The following is a 15,873-nucleotide window of genomic DNA, read 5'->3' as shown; positions in this document are numbered from 1 at the left end:
TCAACATGAATTATTCCTCGTATAGGTCACTACACGCCAGGGTTCGTTGATATCCGGCGTGGAGAACTCCGCGGTGATATAGCAGGCGTTCTCGTAAGGTTCCGATATGAACTGCGGCTCACCATCAATGGCTGCAAGTACCCCGATACTGTCCTCACGATCAATTACCAACTCGCCGCCACGGCGTTCGATGGTAACGTTGACCAGATTTCCGCCGTCGTCCAACCTGTCAAAGCTGATTGAACTCTGATCGGGGCTGATGGCAAAATTTCGGCTCATCCGGATTTCGCGTGCGACTCGCTCGAGCGCAAGCATGGCCTCCCGTTCGATAGCGGCAGTCTCCCGCTGCTGACTAAAAGCCCCGAACCCGCTGACCAGCATCGGCAAGCTCACCATTGCCAGAATTCCGATAAGGGTGATGGTCAGGATCAACTCAATCAGGCTGAAGCCACGTGCACCCATTAGCTGCCCCCGAGATTGGTAATCAAGGTGCGCGCGCTCGAACTTGTACCTTCAGCGCTCGTGGCACTGACAACGACCACCACATGCTCGTCGGTCGGGTTCCCATTCCAGGCCTCACAGGACACTGTGGGCTCGTTCCAGCCTGCGGGCAGAGCGCAAGCGCTCAGACCGGCTCCCGGACATGGATCGAGCTCTGCCTTGCAATCGGAGACATCCTCCGGATAGCCTGCCTTTCGCTTCTGGCCGAGCACCAGTTCCATGCGCGCCTGCACAACCTGGGCTGCGGTCAACGCACGAGTCTGCTCACCGGCCCCGGTCAGGGGGGCTGACAATGTTGCCAGCAGCGCCACGCCGGCCACGCCAAGTACGACGATGAACAGGATCATTTCCAACAGGGTCAGGCCAGCCTGCGCCTGAATGTGAGATCGTCTACTCCACAATGTAGACATAGCCTGTCTCTCCTTCGACCACAATATCAACAGCATTTCCTGAAGCGGCCGCAACGGTAACGGTCGGGTTGGCAACAGGCGGCACTGGTGCTCCAAAGCGCGACGTGAACGTGATATTCGATCCACTAATTGATACGCCATCGAACGTTTTCGAAGCATCGCCGGTTGACAACGTAGCATCGGGACCACTGATCGAGATGGTGTTACCAGCAAGCTCGAAGGTATAGGGCTCCGCTCGCGTCAATGCCAGATTCTGCGCATAGCGAATTTCCGACGCGATCTGCTCGGCCGCCGGCATGACCTTCAGCGAAGGCAGGTCGAGACGCGGTATGGCCACGAACGCCAGGGCGCCCAGGATGATCAGCACGACGATCAACTCGATCATCGTGAAGCCAGCACTGCGCGCGGGCATTCCGTTAGTTGGGGCCTGGAGGCGGCTCAGGGTCATGTCGTCGCTGGATTTCACCTTAGATCCATTTGTTAATGCAATATACGCGCCAGATGGTCCTCTGTCATCCGTCACAGGGCCCGCGGTACACCGTTTACGCTTGCAGTCGAACCCAGCCTGACGCAGAATGAATCCATTGAGGGAACGGGGGTTCACCCCGCCAGATCGGGCAGGCGGACATCCATGCTGCAGGCAATCGACCAACCCAACAAACTTCGGCGGGTTCTGTTTGTCGACGACTCCCGGCTGATGCGCTATGCCGGCAGCAAGTTCCTCTACGGCCACTGCGACATCGCGCTTGCCGGCGACGGCCGCGAAGCCTGGCGCATGCTGAACCGGGATGATCAGATCGACCTGGTCTTCACCGACCTGATGATGCCGGTCATGGACGGCCATGAACTGCTTCGCCGCATCCGTCGGTCTTCCGATCAGCGCATTCGCCAACTGCCCGTGCTGGTTGTCACCGGAGACGACGAAAGCAGGGCACGCAAACAGGCCCTCGAGGACGGTGCCAGCGATTTTATCGCCAAGCCGTTCACCCCTGACGATCTGCGTCATGCTCTGACGCCGAAGAATCGCTCGAAATGGCAGTCGCGCCCCAACCTGCACGGTCTGCCGTCCGAACCCGAAACCCGGCCTTCGACTCCCGGTCCCTTCCAGCAACCGGAAGAGCCGGCGGGCTATTGCCACCGACTGGCGCAAACCATCAGTTTCCACCAGCGCCGGCAACTCGAGTTGTCCCTCCTGCACGTGCAGTTTCAGGGCTATCGGCAACTCGACCATCGCTTCGGTCGCCACTGGGCCGACGCCGTCATGCGCAACATCGATCGCATCCTGGTCGAAGAGCTGCGTGACGAGGACAGCGTTCATCGCACCGCCGACGACTTGTTCAGCGTCATCCTGATGGCCACCGGACGTCAGGATGCGCGCATCCTGACCCGTCGCCTGCGGGAGCGTTTGGTCGGCACGCGCATGCACTTTTCCAGCATGGAAGTGCCGATCGACGTGCGTTTTGCCGTGCAGTTTCCAAACCTCGACAAAGAAGACGATCCGGAGATCCTGTTTGACGAAGCCTTGCGACTGGTGTACTGGCGAGTTTCCGGGGAAGGTGCTGTGCAGCACGGGCCGACGGATGGGTGACAACACAAAGAGCGAGCGGCAACCATGACCGATTTACTTGTATTCGAGCCGATCGACGACACACGGGAGGAGACCGGCCCGATCCGCGTCACACGATTTCCCTGCATCATCGGCCGAAGTCGCGAGTGCGAAACCCGATTGAATCTTCACCGCATTTCCCGCCGGCATCTCCGCCTGGCACTCGACGAAGAAAAGGTCATCGTGGAAGACCTGGGCAGTACCAACGGCACATTCGTCAACGACGAACGGCTGTCGGATCCGGCAGAGCTCCGGCCGGGCGACCGCCTACATATCGCCGACTACGCCTTCCAGGTACAGAGTCTTGAACAGCTGGGTCGGGAGTCCAGCCGGCGCGGCGGTGCACCCCAGACCCTGGCCGGGCAGACCATTGCCGGCTTTACCGAAGACCCCGACGGGTTTCCGGTACAGGCGCCGCAACTCTATGAACTACTCAACGATGCGCTGCTCGAACCGACGGCCGTGGCGGCGACACTCGAAGACAACCCGCAAGAAGCGCTGCTGGTGGGTGGCCGAAGTACGCACCCGGCACTGAATGCCGGCCACGAGCGACTGGTTCGGATGGCCCGACAGATCGGTGAAGAAGCCCGCTATCACGGCATCCTTCGGGAAGTGGCAATGGTGGTCGCCGATGAGGCGGGCCTGGACCATCCCCTGATTGTTCTGCCCATCGACGCCCTGGAGGTGGAAGACGCCGGCGTGCTCCTGCATGAACTCGGCGAGCTTGCCGGACGGTTTCGCCGCCTCAGGCTGGCGTGTCGGGTCGATGCATCCGAACTGGACTTGGCGACGCTGCAACAACTCGGAAGCAGCCTGGATGAGCTCGGTATCAGGCTGGCCATCCGTTGCGATACGCCGGAAGAAGCGCTGGTGTGCCGGGAAACCGGAATCACTGCGCTAAGGGTTGCCGATGTCGCCCGGCCCCGACCGCTTGGCGACTATTCCTGAAGGGCACTGATCAATAATGGCTCGGGCCCGAGCCGATCCAGGGCTCGAAGGGCCAGTCTTCTCCCGCTGCCATCGCATCGAGCGCCTGCGTCTCGCGCTCGCGAATCGTGGCCAGAAACTCGTCGGCGCCGTTCAGCCTGGCGAAGGCGTGGAGACCGCGTTCGAGAAAGTCCTGCAGCAGGCCGACACCACCCACCTCGGCCGGTCGACGCATGATGCGCACCAACCGTTGCACCATGGTTCGGCGCACCGTCCGGTCCAGCAATTCACCCAGGCTCTGAATCAACTCGATCTGCTCGCGGCGGGCGGTCCATTGCGCGTGCTGTCGATAGGCCCGGGCATAGTCCGGTTGCCGAATATCAGTGACGTCGACAAGAATCTCCGCCAGATCGAAATCGAATTCAAGGCTCACCGCTTGCAACCGCATCGCCTCGCCGGTGGCAAAAAGCAGGTGTTCAGGCAGTGTGCGGCGCATTATCGGCAGCACCCGTTTGAGCTGGCGATCACGCGCGTGCACGTCGCGACCGCCGTAGAGTTTGTCCAGGAAAAAATCGCAGGCCGGGCGAAAACGCGGCTGTGCCGAAAGATCGGCATAGGTCTCGTTGAGCCGGGCGCGCTGCCAGCGCTGCAAGCGATCCAGCGAGTCGCGCAAGGCGCCCTTGTCCGGAATCCGCCCGGCGATCGCCAGATTGCGCTCGACCTGCTTTTCCAGGTGCCGGGCAGCGTCCACGTGACTCATTCCAGGTGCCGGATGACCTCGATCAGTTCGTCACGGCTGCGCCGGAACATTGCCACCGACTCGACATGCGCGTAGCGCACGACACCATGCTCGTCGACCAGGAAAACGCCGCGTTTCATGCCCAGCAGGCTCTTGCAGCCATACGCCTCGGCAACCGCCAGGTCGGGATCGCTCAGCAGGGTAAACGGCAGTTCGTGCTTGTCCCGGAACCGCCTGTGGGAGGCAGCATCGTCGCCACTGATGCCCACGACTTCCACATCCAGATCGGCAAACTGTTCGATCCCGTCGCGGTAATCGCAGAGCTGGCGCGTGCAGACCGGCGTGTCGTCACCCGGATAAAACACCAGCAACAGGCGCTTTCCCAGGTGCTCGGCGAGCGTGAACAGGCCATCATCCTGATCACGCAGGGAAAAATCGGGGGCGGCGTCGCCGGTTCGGATTGTCATGACCTGCATTATAATATCTGCATGCTCAAGTTGACCCCCGCACGCACGCCTCGCGAAACCAGCCGCCACCCGACCATCGCCCTGGCCATCGCCGGCGGCGGCCCGCTCGGCGCCATCTATGAACTGGGTGCCCTCCAGGCCATCGACGAGGCCATCTACGGCGTGCACATGCACGACCTCGATATCTACGTGGGGGTCAGCTCCGGTGCGGTGATGTCGGCCAATCTGGCCAACCGCATCACCATCAGCCAGATGGCACGCGTTTTCATGAGCACACCCGACGCCGAGTTTTCCTTCCGGCCGGAACAGTTTTTGAGACCGGCCCTGCGCGAATATCTCAACCGGGCGACGAGCATTCCATCGGTCGTCTTCGAGATGCTCACCGAAGCCATCCGGCACCCCCAGCGGCTGACCAGCCTGGAAAGCCTCGAAGGGCTGAGCCAGTTGATCCCCAACGGGATTTTCGACAACCACAGCATCCACCGCTTTCTCGCACGCGTACTGGACAAGCCGGGTCGGACCAACGATTTCCGCCAACTCACGGCGCGGCTGCGGGTCGTGGCCGTCGAGCTGGAATCGGGCCAGGCGGTGCGCTTCGGCGAACCCGGATACGACGACGTGCCGATTTCGCTGGCCGTACAGGCCTCGGCCGCCCTGCCCGGTCTCTATCCGCCGGTGGAGATCGGCGGCAACTATTATGTCGACGGCGCGCTGCGCCGGACCCTGCACGCCTCCGCCGCCCTGGAAGAAGGCGCCGATCTGCTGTTCGCCATCAATCCGCTGGTGCCCTATGACACCGAGGGCGACGCAACCAGCACGGCCCGCGCCCGCGAGCGCATGATCAAGGGCGGCCTGCCCGTGGTGCTTTCCCAGACTTTCCGGTCGCTGATCCAGTCGCGCATGCAGATCGGCATGCGCAAGTACGAGACCAGCTATCCGGAATCGGCCATCATGCTGGTCGAGCCCAACCGCAACGACGAGAAGATGTTCTATACCAACGTGTTCAGCTACTCCTCGCGCAACGACCTGGTCAACCACGCCTACCAGATCACCCGCGCGGAATTGCTGGCGCGTGCCGACGAGCTCGAATCCTTCCTGGAACCTTTCGGCCTGATGGTCAACCGCGAGCTGCTGGCGGCCGAACGCAGCTTCACCGACAGCCTGGCGCGGGAAAAGCCGCACTACGCCCCGGTCGGCAACTCGCTCGATCGCACCCTCGACAGCCTCGAACGCCTCCTCAAGTGAGGCAGGCACGACAGCAACCGCCCCCGATCCGCTAAACTGCCGCATCGCTTTTGCCCGAGTGGCCTCGATGACTCACGACCAATCCGAACTCTTCGGTGAAGAACCGGTAACCCACGTCACGCGCGACGGCGTGGACTATGCCCTGCTCGGCACCGCGCACGTCTCGCGCACCAGCGCCGAGGCGGTCGAGCGCCTGATCGACAGCGGCCACTACGACGCCGTGGCCATCGAACTGTGCGCGGCGCGCTACCAGACGCTGACCGAACGCGACGCCTGGCGCGACATGAACCTCTTCGAAGTCATTCGCCAGGGCAAGGCCGGCATGATGATGGCCTCACTCGCACTGTCGGCCTACCAGCGCCGCATCGCCGAGCAGTTCGGTATCGAGCCCGGTGCGGAAATGAAGGTGGCCATCGAGGCTGCCCGGCGGGCCGACGTGCCCGTCCATCTGATCGACCGCGATATCGGCATCACCCTGCGACGCGCTTCCCGGAGCCTGTCGTGGTGGAAGCGATGGCTGATGCTCAATGGCCTGGTCATGTCGATGTTCTCGCGCCAGGAAATCAGCGAGGACGACATCGAGCGCCTCAAGCAGGGCGACCTGCTGACGGAAACCTTCAGCGAGTTCTCCGAATCCGCGCCCGAACTGTTCGAGTCCCTGATTGCCGAACGCGACCGCTTCATGGCCGCGCGGCTACGGCAGGAAAACGAGCAGCGCGCACCCCGCAAGGTGCTCGCCGTGCTCGGGGCCGGGCACCTCGAAGGCACGGCCAAGGCACTCGAAGCCGAGAGCGACCCGGCCGAAACCGTCGAGTCGCTCAATGTCATGCCGCCGGCGTCGAAATTGCTCAAGGCTCTGCCCTGGCTGGTCCTGGGTCTGGTCGCGACCGGCTTCATCATCGGCTTTTCGCGCTCACCGGAACTGGGCTGGGCGCTGGTTACGACCTGGGTGGTCATCAACGGCACCCTGTCGGCCCTGGGCGCATTGATTGCCGGCGGCCATCCACTGACGGTCGGCACGGCCCTGCTCGCCGCCCCGCTGACCTCACTCAACCCCACCATCGGCGCCGGCATGGTCACCGGTGCGGTCGAAGCCAGTCTGAGGAAGCCGCGCGTGGGTGATTTCGAGACCCTGCGCGACGATGTCGTCAAACTGTCGGGCTGGTGGCGAAACCGCGTCTCGCGCGTGTTGCTGGTGTTCTTCCTGTCGAACCTGGGCTCGGCCGTCGGTACCTGGGTGGCCGGATTCCGGATGGTGCAACAGTTGTACTAACGACCACCGGCTAAAGCCGGATCCATCGGCCAGACGGCCGACTGGTCGAAGCACCAAACTACAAGCACCAATTTTCAAGCTCGATCCACCGCCTAAAGGCAAGGGGTTTACCGCGCCCCTATCGGCGACGCTAAAGACGCGGGCCGACGGCACCGCTTCCAACCCTATAATACGGGTTGATCCGCAAATCTCGACACAGGCCCTCATGAGCATCAAGGCACGACTGTTCGGCAAGCCCTGGCAGCAGAAGGATCCCTCGATCCGGCGCCAGGCCGTGGCCGAAAGCGACGACCCGGAGCTGCAAGCCGAACTCGGACACATTGCCGAACACGACGAATCGGCCGAAGTGCGCCTGACCGCCCTGCGTCGCATCAATACCGAGCCCTTCTGGCTCGATGCCCGCCTGCGCGAAACCGACCCGGCCATCGTGCAGGCCGCGGATACCTTCCTGATCAAGGCCGTGTTGCAGCGTCCCGACGAAAAGCTCATCAAGGAACGCCTGGAGTGGTTCCGCCGCATCGACGACGCCGATTTCATCCGCAAGGCCGCCGGCCGCGCGCCCGACCGTGCATTGCGCGCCGAAGCGCTCTCCAGGATCGATTCACCGGGCTTTCTGGGTGACCGGGTGATCGAGGAAACCGATGATGAACTGGCGCTGTCGCTGATCGAGCGTATCGACCAGCCTTCGACGCTGGAACGCATCAACTCGGCACTGCGTCGCAAGAGCAAGCGGCGAGCCCGCGCCGTCGAAGAGCGCCTGCACCGCCTGCAGGCCCAAAGCGGCGACTACGACGAGGCCTCGGCGTCGGCCTCGCGCCTGGTCGAGCGTGCCGAACGCCTGGCGCGCGGTGATTTCGAGGGCGATCGTCGTACCGAGCACGATGAACTCGAAAGTCTCTGGCAGGCCGCGGACTCGCCGCCGGCGCATCTCGCCCGCCGTTTCCAGGGCGCAATGGAGATCGTGCGCCGTGCGCTCGAGACCGCCGGTCGCAGCGCCGCGAATCGCAAGAAGGCTGACTCCGAACCAGCCACCCGGGCCGCCGACGCCTCACTGGCCAGCACGGTCGAGCGACTCGAGGCCATCGAGAATATCGACGCGCTCGGCATCGATCGGGCAGCCGAACTGCTGGGCGAGTTCGATCGGGTCTGGCAGGCCATTGACCAGCCCGGTCCGGCCGATCAGGAACTGCGTGAGCGAGCACTCCCCATCCTGCAAGCCCTGCAGAAGCGCCGGCAGGCGTCGAACAAGCAGGCGTCAAACAAAAAGGAAGCGCCCCGGCCCGCCGAACAGTCGGAGCAGGACAGCACCGACTGGCAGGCCGAGCTCGATGCCGCCACCCGGCTGATCGAGGCCGGCGACATCGCGAAGGCCCAGGCCGCGCTACGGGATCTGCGCAGCCGTCTCGACCGGCTCAAGCCGAAGCAGCGACCGCGTGAAGCCGCCGGACGCCTGGGCCGGCTCGAAGGCCGCCTGCGCGAGATGCGCAACTGGGAACACTGGTCGAACAACAAACACCGCGACGAGCTGATCGAGCGGATCGAACAACTGGCCGACTCCGGCCAGCATCCCGACGCCATTTCCGCGGCACTCAAGGAAGCCCGAAAGGAATGGCAACATCTCGAAGACCTGGAAGTGCTGCCGGGGGACAAGCGCCGGCACGCCGCACCGGCGGGCCAGTGGCGCCGATTCCAGGCCGCCTGCAAGAACGCCTTCGAACAGGCCCAGCCGTTCTTCGAAAAGCGCCACGAGGTACAGGCCGAAAACCTGGAGCAACTCGAGGCCTTCCTCGAGCGCGCCCGGACCCTGGCAGACGACGACGAGACCGGCATCGATACGCTCAAGCAGTTCCTCAAGAGCGCGCGGCTGGCCATTCGCCGGCTCGACGACCTGCCGCCGAAGGCGCGCGGTAAATCGGCCGCGCAACTGAGAGAGGTGATGGACGCGCTGTCCGGTCGCCTGGACGCGGCCTTCGAGACGATCGAGAACGAAAAGCGGCGGCTGGTGCGCGAGGCACAGGCGCTGGAACACGAAGCCGATCTCAAGACCGCCATCGAACAGGCCAAGGCGCTGCAGGCACGCTGGCAGAAAACCGGCACCGGCCGCCGACGCGTCGAACAGAAACTCTGGAAGGAATTCCGCGCCCCGATCGACCCGCTGTTCGAGAAGCTCCAGGGCGAGCAAAACAACAAGCGCGAAGCGCAGGAAGCCGAACTGGCCGTGCTGCGCGAGCTGGTCGAACAGGCCGAAGAACTGGCGAAAGTCGACGAGGCCGAACTCGACCAGGCCGAAGGAAAGATGAAAGCGCTGCGGTCTCAGTGGGAGACGGCCGGTCGCCGGCCCGGCCATCTGGCCGAGCGCTTTGAAAAGGCCGGGCATGCCCTCGACAGGCGGCTGGAGGACCGACGCCTGGCCGCCCGACGCCGGGCGCTCGAGCAGCTCGAGCAATTCGCCGGGCGCGTGCAATCCGCCTGGCAGAGCCGGCAATCCGGCCAGGCGCCGGACATCGAAATGCCGCAGACGGACGCCGACGACGAACTCGCCCGATCCCTCCAGGCCGCCGCCCGAAGGCTCGCCGATGAATCCGTCGACACCGAAACGATCGCGGAACAGGTGGCCGAAAACGGCGAACAGGCGCGGAAGGTGGTCATCGAAATGGAGTTCCTCGCCGGGCTGGACTCGCCGCCGGAGGATCGCGAGGCACGCATGAACTTCCAGGTCGAACGCCTGGCCAAACGCATGAGCGAGCGAGCCGAAACGCCCGGCCTGGCCGAAGAACTGGCCGAACTACGCCGGCGCTGGTACGCCAGTTTCCCGCAGCCGGCCGAGACCCATGACGACATGGCAAAGCGTTTCCGGAAGTGCCAGAATGTACTCGAGTCGATGTCGGGGACTGACTAATGCAATCGGAAGTATGGCCTCATTCAGGGCTCCGGACGGATTCGCCTGCAAGGCAAAGTGGCGAAGGCATAGTGGATCTACGTCGAGGCACTTTTACACGCGCTGCGGCCTTCACCAGGGCGCTTCTTGCTACGCAAACCGCACCCTGGTTACGGCCTGCGCTGCAGGCGGATTCGTCCGGAGCCCCCGTCGGGCTTGTCTCTCGGCGCTTGTGGACTTCGTTCTCGGCGCTTGATGTAGGCGCCCGGCTACACGCACGACGGCACTCCACGAGCGCTCCTTCGCTGCGCGAAACCGCGCTCCCTCCGTTGCCTGTGCTGGCGCCCGACGCCTTGCCACAAGCGCCGAGAGACAAGCTGAATGTGGCCATACTTCCGATTGCATTAGTCCAATGACTACAAAAATTATCCCGGCTTTGCGCAGCCTCGCGCTGTGCATGGCCCTGCTCGCCAGCCCCGTTTTGTTCGCCGCCGAAGAAGCCGGTCATTACGGCTGGGTTTCGGTGCTGCCGCCGCTGCTGGCCATCGCCCTGGCGCTGATCATCCGCCAGGTCGTACCCGCCGTGTTCGTCGGCATCTGGGTCGGCGCCTGGGCACTCAACGATTTCACGCTCGTCGGCCTGTTTACGGGCCTGCTCGAGTCCTTCGAAGTGCACGTGGTCGCCGCCCTGGCCGATTCGGGTAATGCGTCGGTGGTCCTGTTCTCGATGATGATCGGCGGGATGGTCGGCATCATTTCCAAGAACGGCGGGCTCCAGGGCGTGGTGGAGCTGATCGTCGGCTTTGCCGACTCGGCCCGCCGGGCCAGCCTGGCGACCGTTGCCATGGGCCTGGCGATCTTCTTCGACGATTACGCCAATACCCTGGTGGTGGGCAACACCATGCGGCCCGTGACCGACCGCATGCAGGTCTCGCGCGAAAAGCTCGCCTACCTGGTCGATTCCACCGCTGCGCCGATCGCCTCCGTGGCCCTGGTGACCACCTGGGTCGGTTACGAAGTCGGCCTCATTCGCGATGCCATGGAAGGCATCGCCGGCCTGGATGCGAACGCCTACTTCGTTTTCCTCAATTCGATCGCCTACAGCTTCTATCCACTTTTCGCCCTCGTCCTGGTCTTCGCCGTGGTGCTCTCGAGCCGCGATTTCGGCCCCATGCACGCGGCCGAACGCCGCGCCCGAGAAGAAGGACAAGTGGCGCCGGAGTCGGTGAGCACCGCCCTGGTCGACGACGACATGAAGCAGGTCCAGCCCGCCGAGGGCACCCGCCGACTGGCCCGGAATGCGGTCGTGCCGGTCGCGATCCTGGTCGTCTCGGTGATTGCCGGCCTGTTCGTCAGCGGAGAGGGCGAGACCCTCCAGGCATTGCTCGAGAGCGCCGATGCCTACAAGGCCCTGCTGTGGGGTTCGCTGCTGGGCGTGGTCTCGGCCGTCATCATGACGATGATGCATCGCAGCCTGTCCATCCCGGAGCTCATGGGCGCCTGGTTCACCGGCCTTCGCAGCATGTTGCTGGCGGTGGTCATCCTGGTCATGGCCTGGGCCCTGGCCGGCATTACCGAGGCACTGGGCACGGCTGGTTTCTTGTCCGAGCTGCTCGGTGATCGACTGCACCCGGGTCTGCTGCCCACGGTGGTTTTCGTGCTGGCGGCGGCAACCGCCTTTTCGACGGGCTCGAGCTGGGGCACGATGGGCATTCTCCTGCCGCTGATGCTGCCGCTCACCTGGGCGCTGATGAGCAACAACGGCATGACCGGCGTCGAGCACATGCCGATACTCTACGGCTCGGTGGCCGCCGTCCTGGGCGGCGCGGTCTGGGGCGACCACTGCTCCCCGATTTCCGACACCACCATCCTGTCGTCGATGGCCAGCCAGTGCGATCACATCGAGCACGTTCGCACCCAGATGCCCTACGCCGTGTTCGCCGGCGTCATCGCCATCGTTCTCGGTACCCTTCCAGCGGGTTTCGGCGTGCCGTGGTGGATCTGTTTGCCGATTGGCGCCCTGGCTCTAATTGTGGGGGTTCGGATGATGGGAAGGGAAGTGTTAAGTGTGAAGTGTGAAGTGTGAAGGAGCCGGCTCGTTCAGGCTGGCTGCTCGCATCCACCGTTGTAGCGGATGAGGTTGGGGGTGCCTCCACGTGTAGCGATAATTGATCAGGGCCGATACCATGCGGAAAATTGCACCGATTATCAGAAAGGCCGCATAACCATCTGAATCCATTCACTTTACACTTAACACTTCACACTTAACACTCAATTCTTCACACTGGGCCAATAGGCCCGTCCCGTCTATAATCCCCCCATGCCCGACGAAGCCCCAAAGCCCTCCGCGCCGCCGAGCCCCTTCGTCCACCTCCGCCTGCACACCGAATACTCGCTCGAGGACGGCATGGTGCGCATCGGCGAGCTGGTCGAGCGGGCGGCCGAGCTGGGGATGCCGGCGGTGGCGGTGACCGACTGGCACAACCTGTTCGGACTCGTGAAGTTCTACCGGGCGGCGATCGCAAAGGGCATCAAGCCGATCATCGGTGCCGACGTGCGAGTCCAGGATGCCGGCGATGCCGAGCAGTTCGGCGTGGTCACCCTTCTCGTCCAGGACCGCACGGGCTATCTCAACCTGTGCCGGATTCTCTCGCGCAGCTTTCTCGAGGGGCGCTTCCGCGGCCACCCGCGTGTGCACCCGGCCTGGCTGCGCGGCCACACCGACGGCTTGATCGCCCTGGTCGGTCGCCAGTCCAACGTCGGCGAGGCATTGTCGAACGGGCGCACCAACCTCGCCCGCAACCGGCTGGAAGAGTGGGAAACCCTCTTTCCCGACCGCCTCTATCTCACGCTCGAGCGCATGGGCCGCGACAACGAACGCGTGATCGAATCCGGGTTGCTCGACCTGGCCGTGCAGCGTGGGCTGCCCGTCGTGGCCAGCAACGACGTCCGCTTTCTCACCCGCGACGAGTTCTTCGCCCACGAAGCCCGCGTGTGTATCAACCAGGGTCGCTTACTAGACGACAAACGAAGACCGCGCGAGTACGTCGACGAGCAATACCTAAAAAGCGGCGAGGAAATGGCCGAGCAGTTCGCCGACCTGCCCGTGGCGCTCGAGAACACCCTGCACCTGGCACGACGCTGCAACCTCGAACTGCGGCTCGGCGAATATTTCCTGCCGGCCTTCCCGGTCCCCGACGGTGAAACGGAAGACGATTTCGTCCGCCGAAAGGCTGCCGAGGGCCTGGACAAACGCCTCAACCGCCACGGCCTGGCCGGGGACGTGTCGCGGGAGGACTACGACCAGCGCCTGGAACGCGAACTGGAAGTCATCGTCTCGATGGGCTTTTCTGGCTACTTCCTGATCGTGGCCGACTTCATTGCCTGGGCGCGCAACAACGGCGTGCCCGTCGGCCCCGGCCGGGGTTCCGGCGCCGGCTCGGTCGTGGCCTGGTGCCTGGGAATAACTGACGTGGATCCAATGCGTTACGAGCTATTGTTCGAGCGCTTTCTGAATCCAGAACGCGTTTCCATGCCTGACTTCGACATCGACTTCTGCGTCGAGGGTCGCGACCGGGTGATCGAATACGTGGCCCAGCGCTACGGCCGTGAGCAGGTCTCGCAGATCATCACCTACGGCACCATGGCGGCCAAGGCCGTGGTGCGCGACTGCGGTCGCGTACTCGGCTACAACTACGGCTTCGTCGACTCGATCGCCAAGCTCATCCCCAACCAGCTCGACATGACGCTGGACAAGGCCCTGGCCGAGGAGCCCGAACTCAAGGCCCGCTACGAAAAGGAAGACGACACCCGCACTGTTCTCGACCTGGCGCGCTCGCTCGAAGGGCTCGCGCGCAATGCCGGCAAGCACGCCGGCGGCCTGGTCATCGCGCCGGGGCCGCTGACCGACTACACCCCGCTCTATACCGAACCGGACGGGCATTCGGTGCTGACCCAGTTCGACAAGAACGACGTCGAGGAAGTCGGCCTGGTCAAGTTCGACTTCCTGGGCTTGAGGAACCTCACCATCATCGACTGGGCGCTCAAGGCGGTCAACGCCTCGCGCGAGAAGACCGGCGAGGCGCCGATCGATCTCGACGACGTGCCGCTCGACGACGACAAGGCCTTCGAACTGTTGCGCGCGGCTCACACCACCGCCGTCTTCCAGCTCGAGTCGCCGGGCATGAAGGAAATGCTGCGCAAGCTCAAGCCCGACAGCTTCAACGACATCGTCGCCGCCGTCGCCCTCTACCGCCCGGGACCGCTGGACGCGGGCATGGTCGAGGAGTACATCGACCGCAAGCACGGCAAGGCACCGGTGCGCTACCCGCACCCGAAGGCCGGACCGATCCTCGAACCGACCTACGGCGTGATCCTCTACCAGGAACAGGTCATGCAGATCGCCCAGGAACTGGCCGGTTACAGTCTCGGCGGCGCCGACCTGCTGCGCCGCGCCATGGGCAAAAAGAAGGTCGAGGAAATGGAACGCCAGCGCGAGATCTTCGTGACCGGCGCATCCGACAACGGCATCGAGGCCAGCGAAGCCGAGTCGATCTTCAACCTGATGGAAACCTTCGCCCGCTACGGTTTCAACAAGTCGCACTCGGTCGCCTATGCCCTGGTGGCCTATCAGACCGCCTGGCTGAAGGCGCACTACCCGGCCGAGTTCATGGCGGCCGTCCTGTCAGCCGATCTGGACAAGACCGACAAGATCGCCAACCTGATCGAGGACTGCCGGCTGATGGGCCTGGAGATCCTGCCGCCGGACATCAATCGCTCCGCCTACCGCTTCGAGGTGGAAAACGGCGCCATCCGTTACGGCCTGGGCGCACTCAAGGGCGTGGGCCGCAGTGCGGTCGAAAACCTGGTCGACGTCCGCGCGGACTGCGGCGGGTTCACGTCGCTGGCCCATCTTTGCCGGGAAGCCGATCTGTCCCGGCTCAATCGCCGCACGCTCGAGACCCTGATCCGCTCGGGCGCGGCCGACTGCCTGCACGAAAACCGCGCCGCCCTGATGCAGGCCCTGCCCGACATCCTGTCCGAGGCCGAACGCTTCCAGGCCGACCGGGAGGCCGGCCAGTCGAGCCTGTTCGGCGGCGCCTCGCCGCAGGCAGAGACGGCAAGCGAGGAACGCCCCCTGCCCGACGTGCATGACTGGACGCTGCGCCAGCGCCTGCGCGCGGAAAAGGAAACCCTGGGTTTGTATCTTTCCGGCCACCCGATGGACGAGTTGCGCGACGAACTGGCCGACACGACGACCACCACCCTCGAGGGTATCGAGGGCTTGCTGGGCCACGGCGGCGGCGAAGGCGGCCGACGCGGCAAGGGCAAGCCCATGACCCTGGCGGGCCTGATTTCCGCCATCCGGCGACGACCGGGAAAGGGTGCCTTCATCGCCCTGGACGACGGTACCGCGCGCCTGGAAGTCGCAATCTTCGACCGGCTGTTCCAGCAAATCTCGGATCGATTGATCGCCGATGAAATCGTGGTGGTCCGGGGCCGGGTGGAGATCGACACTTTCCGCGGCGGCTACCGCATGGTGGCCGAAGAGGTGATGAGCGTCGATGAGGCGCGCTCACAATTCGCCCGTCGCGTGGAAATCGAGATCAACCAGCCCCAGAAATCACTCGAACACGACCTGGCCGCCGCCCTGCAACCCTATCGCCCCGGCCGTACCCCCGTGGTCGTCCAGTACCGCAACCACTCGGCCCAGGCCGTCCTCCACCTCGGCACCCAGTGGCACGTTACACCGTCGACTGAGTTGTTGGCTGCGCTAAGAGGCGTTTCAGGAATCGGTGCAGTTAAGCTGAAGTACTAGGGCTCGCTG

The 15,873-nt window shown here is 63.9% G+C and carries 12 protein-coding genes; 7 read left to right on the top strand and 5 right to left on the bottom strand.

Going from position 1 to position 15,873, the window contains the following annotated elements; all coding sequences use genetic code 11:
• The 3 genes from DZK26_RS11280 to DZK26_RS11270 are packed head-to-tail and all read right to left on the bottom strand — an operon-like array spanning position 1 to position 1,377.
• Positions 1-462 (bottom strand): PilW family protein, encoded by a 462-nt coding sequence (locus tag DZK26_RS11280; RefSeq protein ID WP_116897335.1) that lies wholly within the window; start codon positions 460-462, stop codon positions 1-3.
• Positions 462-854, bottom strand: a complete 393-nt coding sequence (locus DZK26_RS11275; protein WP_147316867.1) for a type II secretion system protein — start codon at positions 852-854, stop codon at positions 462-464. The genes DZK26_RS11280 and DZK26_RS11275 overlap by 1 nt, the downstream gene beginning before the upstream one ends.
• Positions 855-891: 37 nt before the next feature.
• Positions 892-1,377, bottom strand: coding sequence for a Tfp pilus assembly protein FimT/FimU (locus DZK26_RS11270; protein WP_117238662.1), 486 nt, complete (start codon positions 1,375-1,377; stop codon positions 892-894).
• A 165-nt stretch (positions 1,378-1,542) separates the two neighbouring features.
• Here DZK26_RS11270 and DZK26_RS11265 point away from each other — a divergent pair, with 165 nt between their 5' ends.
• Both DZK26_RS11265 and DZK26_RS11260 read left to right on the top strand, forming a co-directional pair.
• Positions 1,543-2,499, top strand: coding sequence for a response regulator (locus tag DZK26_RS11265; protein WP_116897338.1), 957 nt, complete (start codon positions 1,543-1,545; stop codon positions 2,497-2,499).
• Positions 2,500-2,523: 24 nt separating this feature from the next.
• Positions 2,524-3,465: an FHA domain-containing protein gene (locus DZK26_RS11260; RefSeq protein ID WP_116897339.1), complete on the top strand. Its 942-nt coding sequence runs from the start codon at positions 2,524-2,526 to the stop codon at positions 3,463-3,465.
• Between the two features lie 10 nt (positions 3,466-3,475).
• Here DZK26_RS11260 and DZK26_RS11255 read toward each other — a convergent pair whose 3' ends face one another.
• A complete protein-coding gene (locus DZK26_RS11255) occupies positions 3,476-4,204 on the bottom strand; it encodes an FFLEELY motif protein (RefSeq protein WP_116897340.1) in 729 nt (242 codons plus the stop codon).
• Positions 4,201-4,650 (bottom strand): peroxiredoxin, encoded by a 450-nt coding sequence (locus DZK26_RS11250; protein ID WP_116897374.1) that lies wholly within the window; start codon positions 4,648-4,650, stop codon positions 4,201-4,203. The genes DZK26_RS11255 and DZK26_RS11250 overlap by 4 nt, the downstream gene beginning before the upstream one ends.
• Positions 4,651-4,671: 21 nt before the next feature.
• Between DZK26_RS11250 and DZK26_RS11245 the strand changes: the two genes are divergently transcribed.
• The 5 genes from DZK26_RS11245 to dnaE all read left to right on the top strand — a co-directional run bounded on the left by DZK26_RS11245 (position 4,672) and on the right by dnaE (position 15,864).
• Positions 4,672-5,895 carry a patatin-like phospholipase family protein gene (locus tag DZK26_RS11245; protein WP_116897341.1) on the top strand — a complete coding sequence of 408 codons (1,224 nt, stop codon included), beginning with the start codon at positions 4,672-4,674 and terminating at the stop codon, positions 5,893-5,895.
• Between the two features lie 67 nt (positions 5,896-5,962).
• Positions 5,963-7,168 (top strand): TraB/GumN family protein, encoded by a 1,206-nt coding sequence (locus tag DZK26_RS11240; RefSeq protein ID WP_116897342.1) that lies wholly within the window; start codon positions 5,963-5,965, stop codon positions 7,166-7,168.
• A gap of 205 nt (positions 7,169-7,373) precedes the next feature.
• The gene (locus tag DZK26_RS11235) at positions 7,374-10,067 is read left to right on the top strand and encodes a DUF349 domain-containing protein (protein ID WP_116897343.1); all 2,694 of its coding nucleotides are present in this window, start codon (positions 7,374-7,376) and stop codon (positions 10,065-10,067) included.
• A gap of 391 nt (positions 10,068-10,458) precedes the next feature.
• Positions 10,459-12,132 carry a Na+/H+ antiporter NhaC family protein gene (locus DZK26_RS11230; RefSeq protein ID WP_116897344.1) on the top strand — a complete coding sequence of 558 codons (1,674 nt, stop codon included), beginning with the start codon at positions 10,459-10,461 and terminating at the stop codon, positions 12,130-12,132.
• 234 nt (positions 12,133-12,366) lie between these two features.
• Complete coding sequence (dnaE, locus tag DZK26_RS11225; protein ID WP_116897345.1) at positions 12,367-15,864, top strand: DNA polymerase III subunit alpha; 3,498 nt, start codon at positions 12,367-12,369, stop codon at positions 15,862-15,864.
• Positions 15,865-15,873 lie beyond the last annotated feature (9 nt).

It is taken from the genome of Wenzhouxiangella sp. 15190 (assembly GCF_003417465.1).
In the GTDB taxonomy this organism is placed as follows: domain Bacteria; phylum Pseudomonadota; class Gammaproteobacteria; order Xanthomonadales; family Wenzhouxiangellaceae; genus Wenzhouxiangella.
The sequence above is the reverse complement of the archived record's forward strand: the minus strand, read 5'-3'. Positions and strand labels throughout refer to the sequence as shown.

Coding starts and splice junctions, on each gene's coding strand:
- DZK26_RS11280 (WP_116897335.1), bottom strand. CDS start 462: ATGGGTGCACGTGGCTTCAGCCTGATTGAGTTGATCCTGACCATCACC.
- DZK26_RS11265 (WP_116897338.1), top strand. CDS start 1,543: ATGCTGCAGGCAATCGACCAACCCAACAAACTTCGGCGGGTTCTGTTT.
- DZK26_RS11260 (WP_116897339.1), top strand. CDS start 2,524: ATGACCGATTTACTTGTATTCGAGCCGATCGACGACACACGGGAGGAG.
- DZK26_RS11255 (WP_116897340.1), bottom strand. CDS start 4,204: ATGAGTCACGTGGACGCTGCCCGGCACCTGGAAAAGCAGGTCGAGCGC.
- DZK26_RS11250 (WP_116897374.1), bottom strand. CDS start 4,650: ATGACAATCCGAACCGGCGACGCCGCCCCCGATTTTTCCCTGCGTGAT.
- DZK26_RS11245 (WP_116897341.1), top strand. CDS start 4,672: ATGCTCAAGTTGACCCCCGCACGCACGCCTCGCGAAACCAGCCGCCAC.
- DZK26_RS11240 (WP_116897342.1), top strand. CDS start 5,963: ATGACTCACGACCAATCCGAACTCTTCGGTGAAGAACCGGTAACCCAC.
- DZK26_RS11235 (WP_116897343.1), top strand. CDS start 7,374: ATGAGCATCAAGGCACGACTGTTCGGCAAGCCCTGGCAGCAGAAGGAT.
- DZK26_RS11230 (WP_116897344.1), top strand. CDS start 10,459: ATGACTACAAAAATTATCCCGGCTTTGCGCAGCCTCGCGCTGTGCATG.
- dnaE (WP_116897345.1), top strand. CDS start 12,367: ATGCCCGACGAAGCCCCAAAGCCCTCCGCGCCGCCGAGCCCCTTCGTC.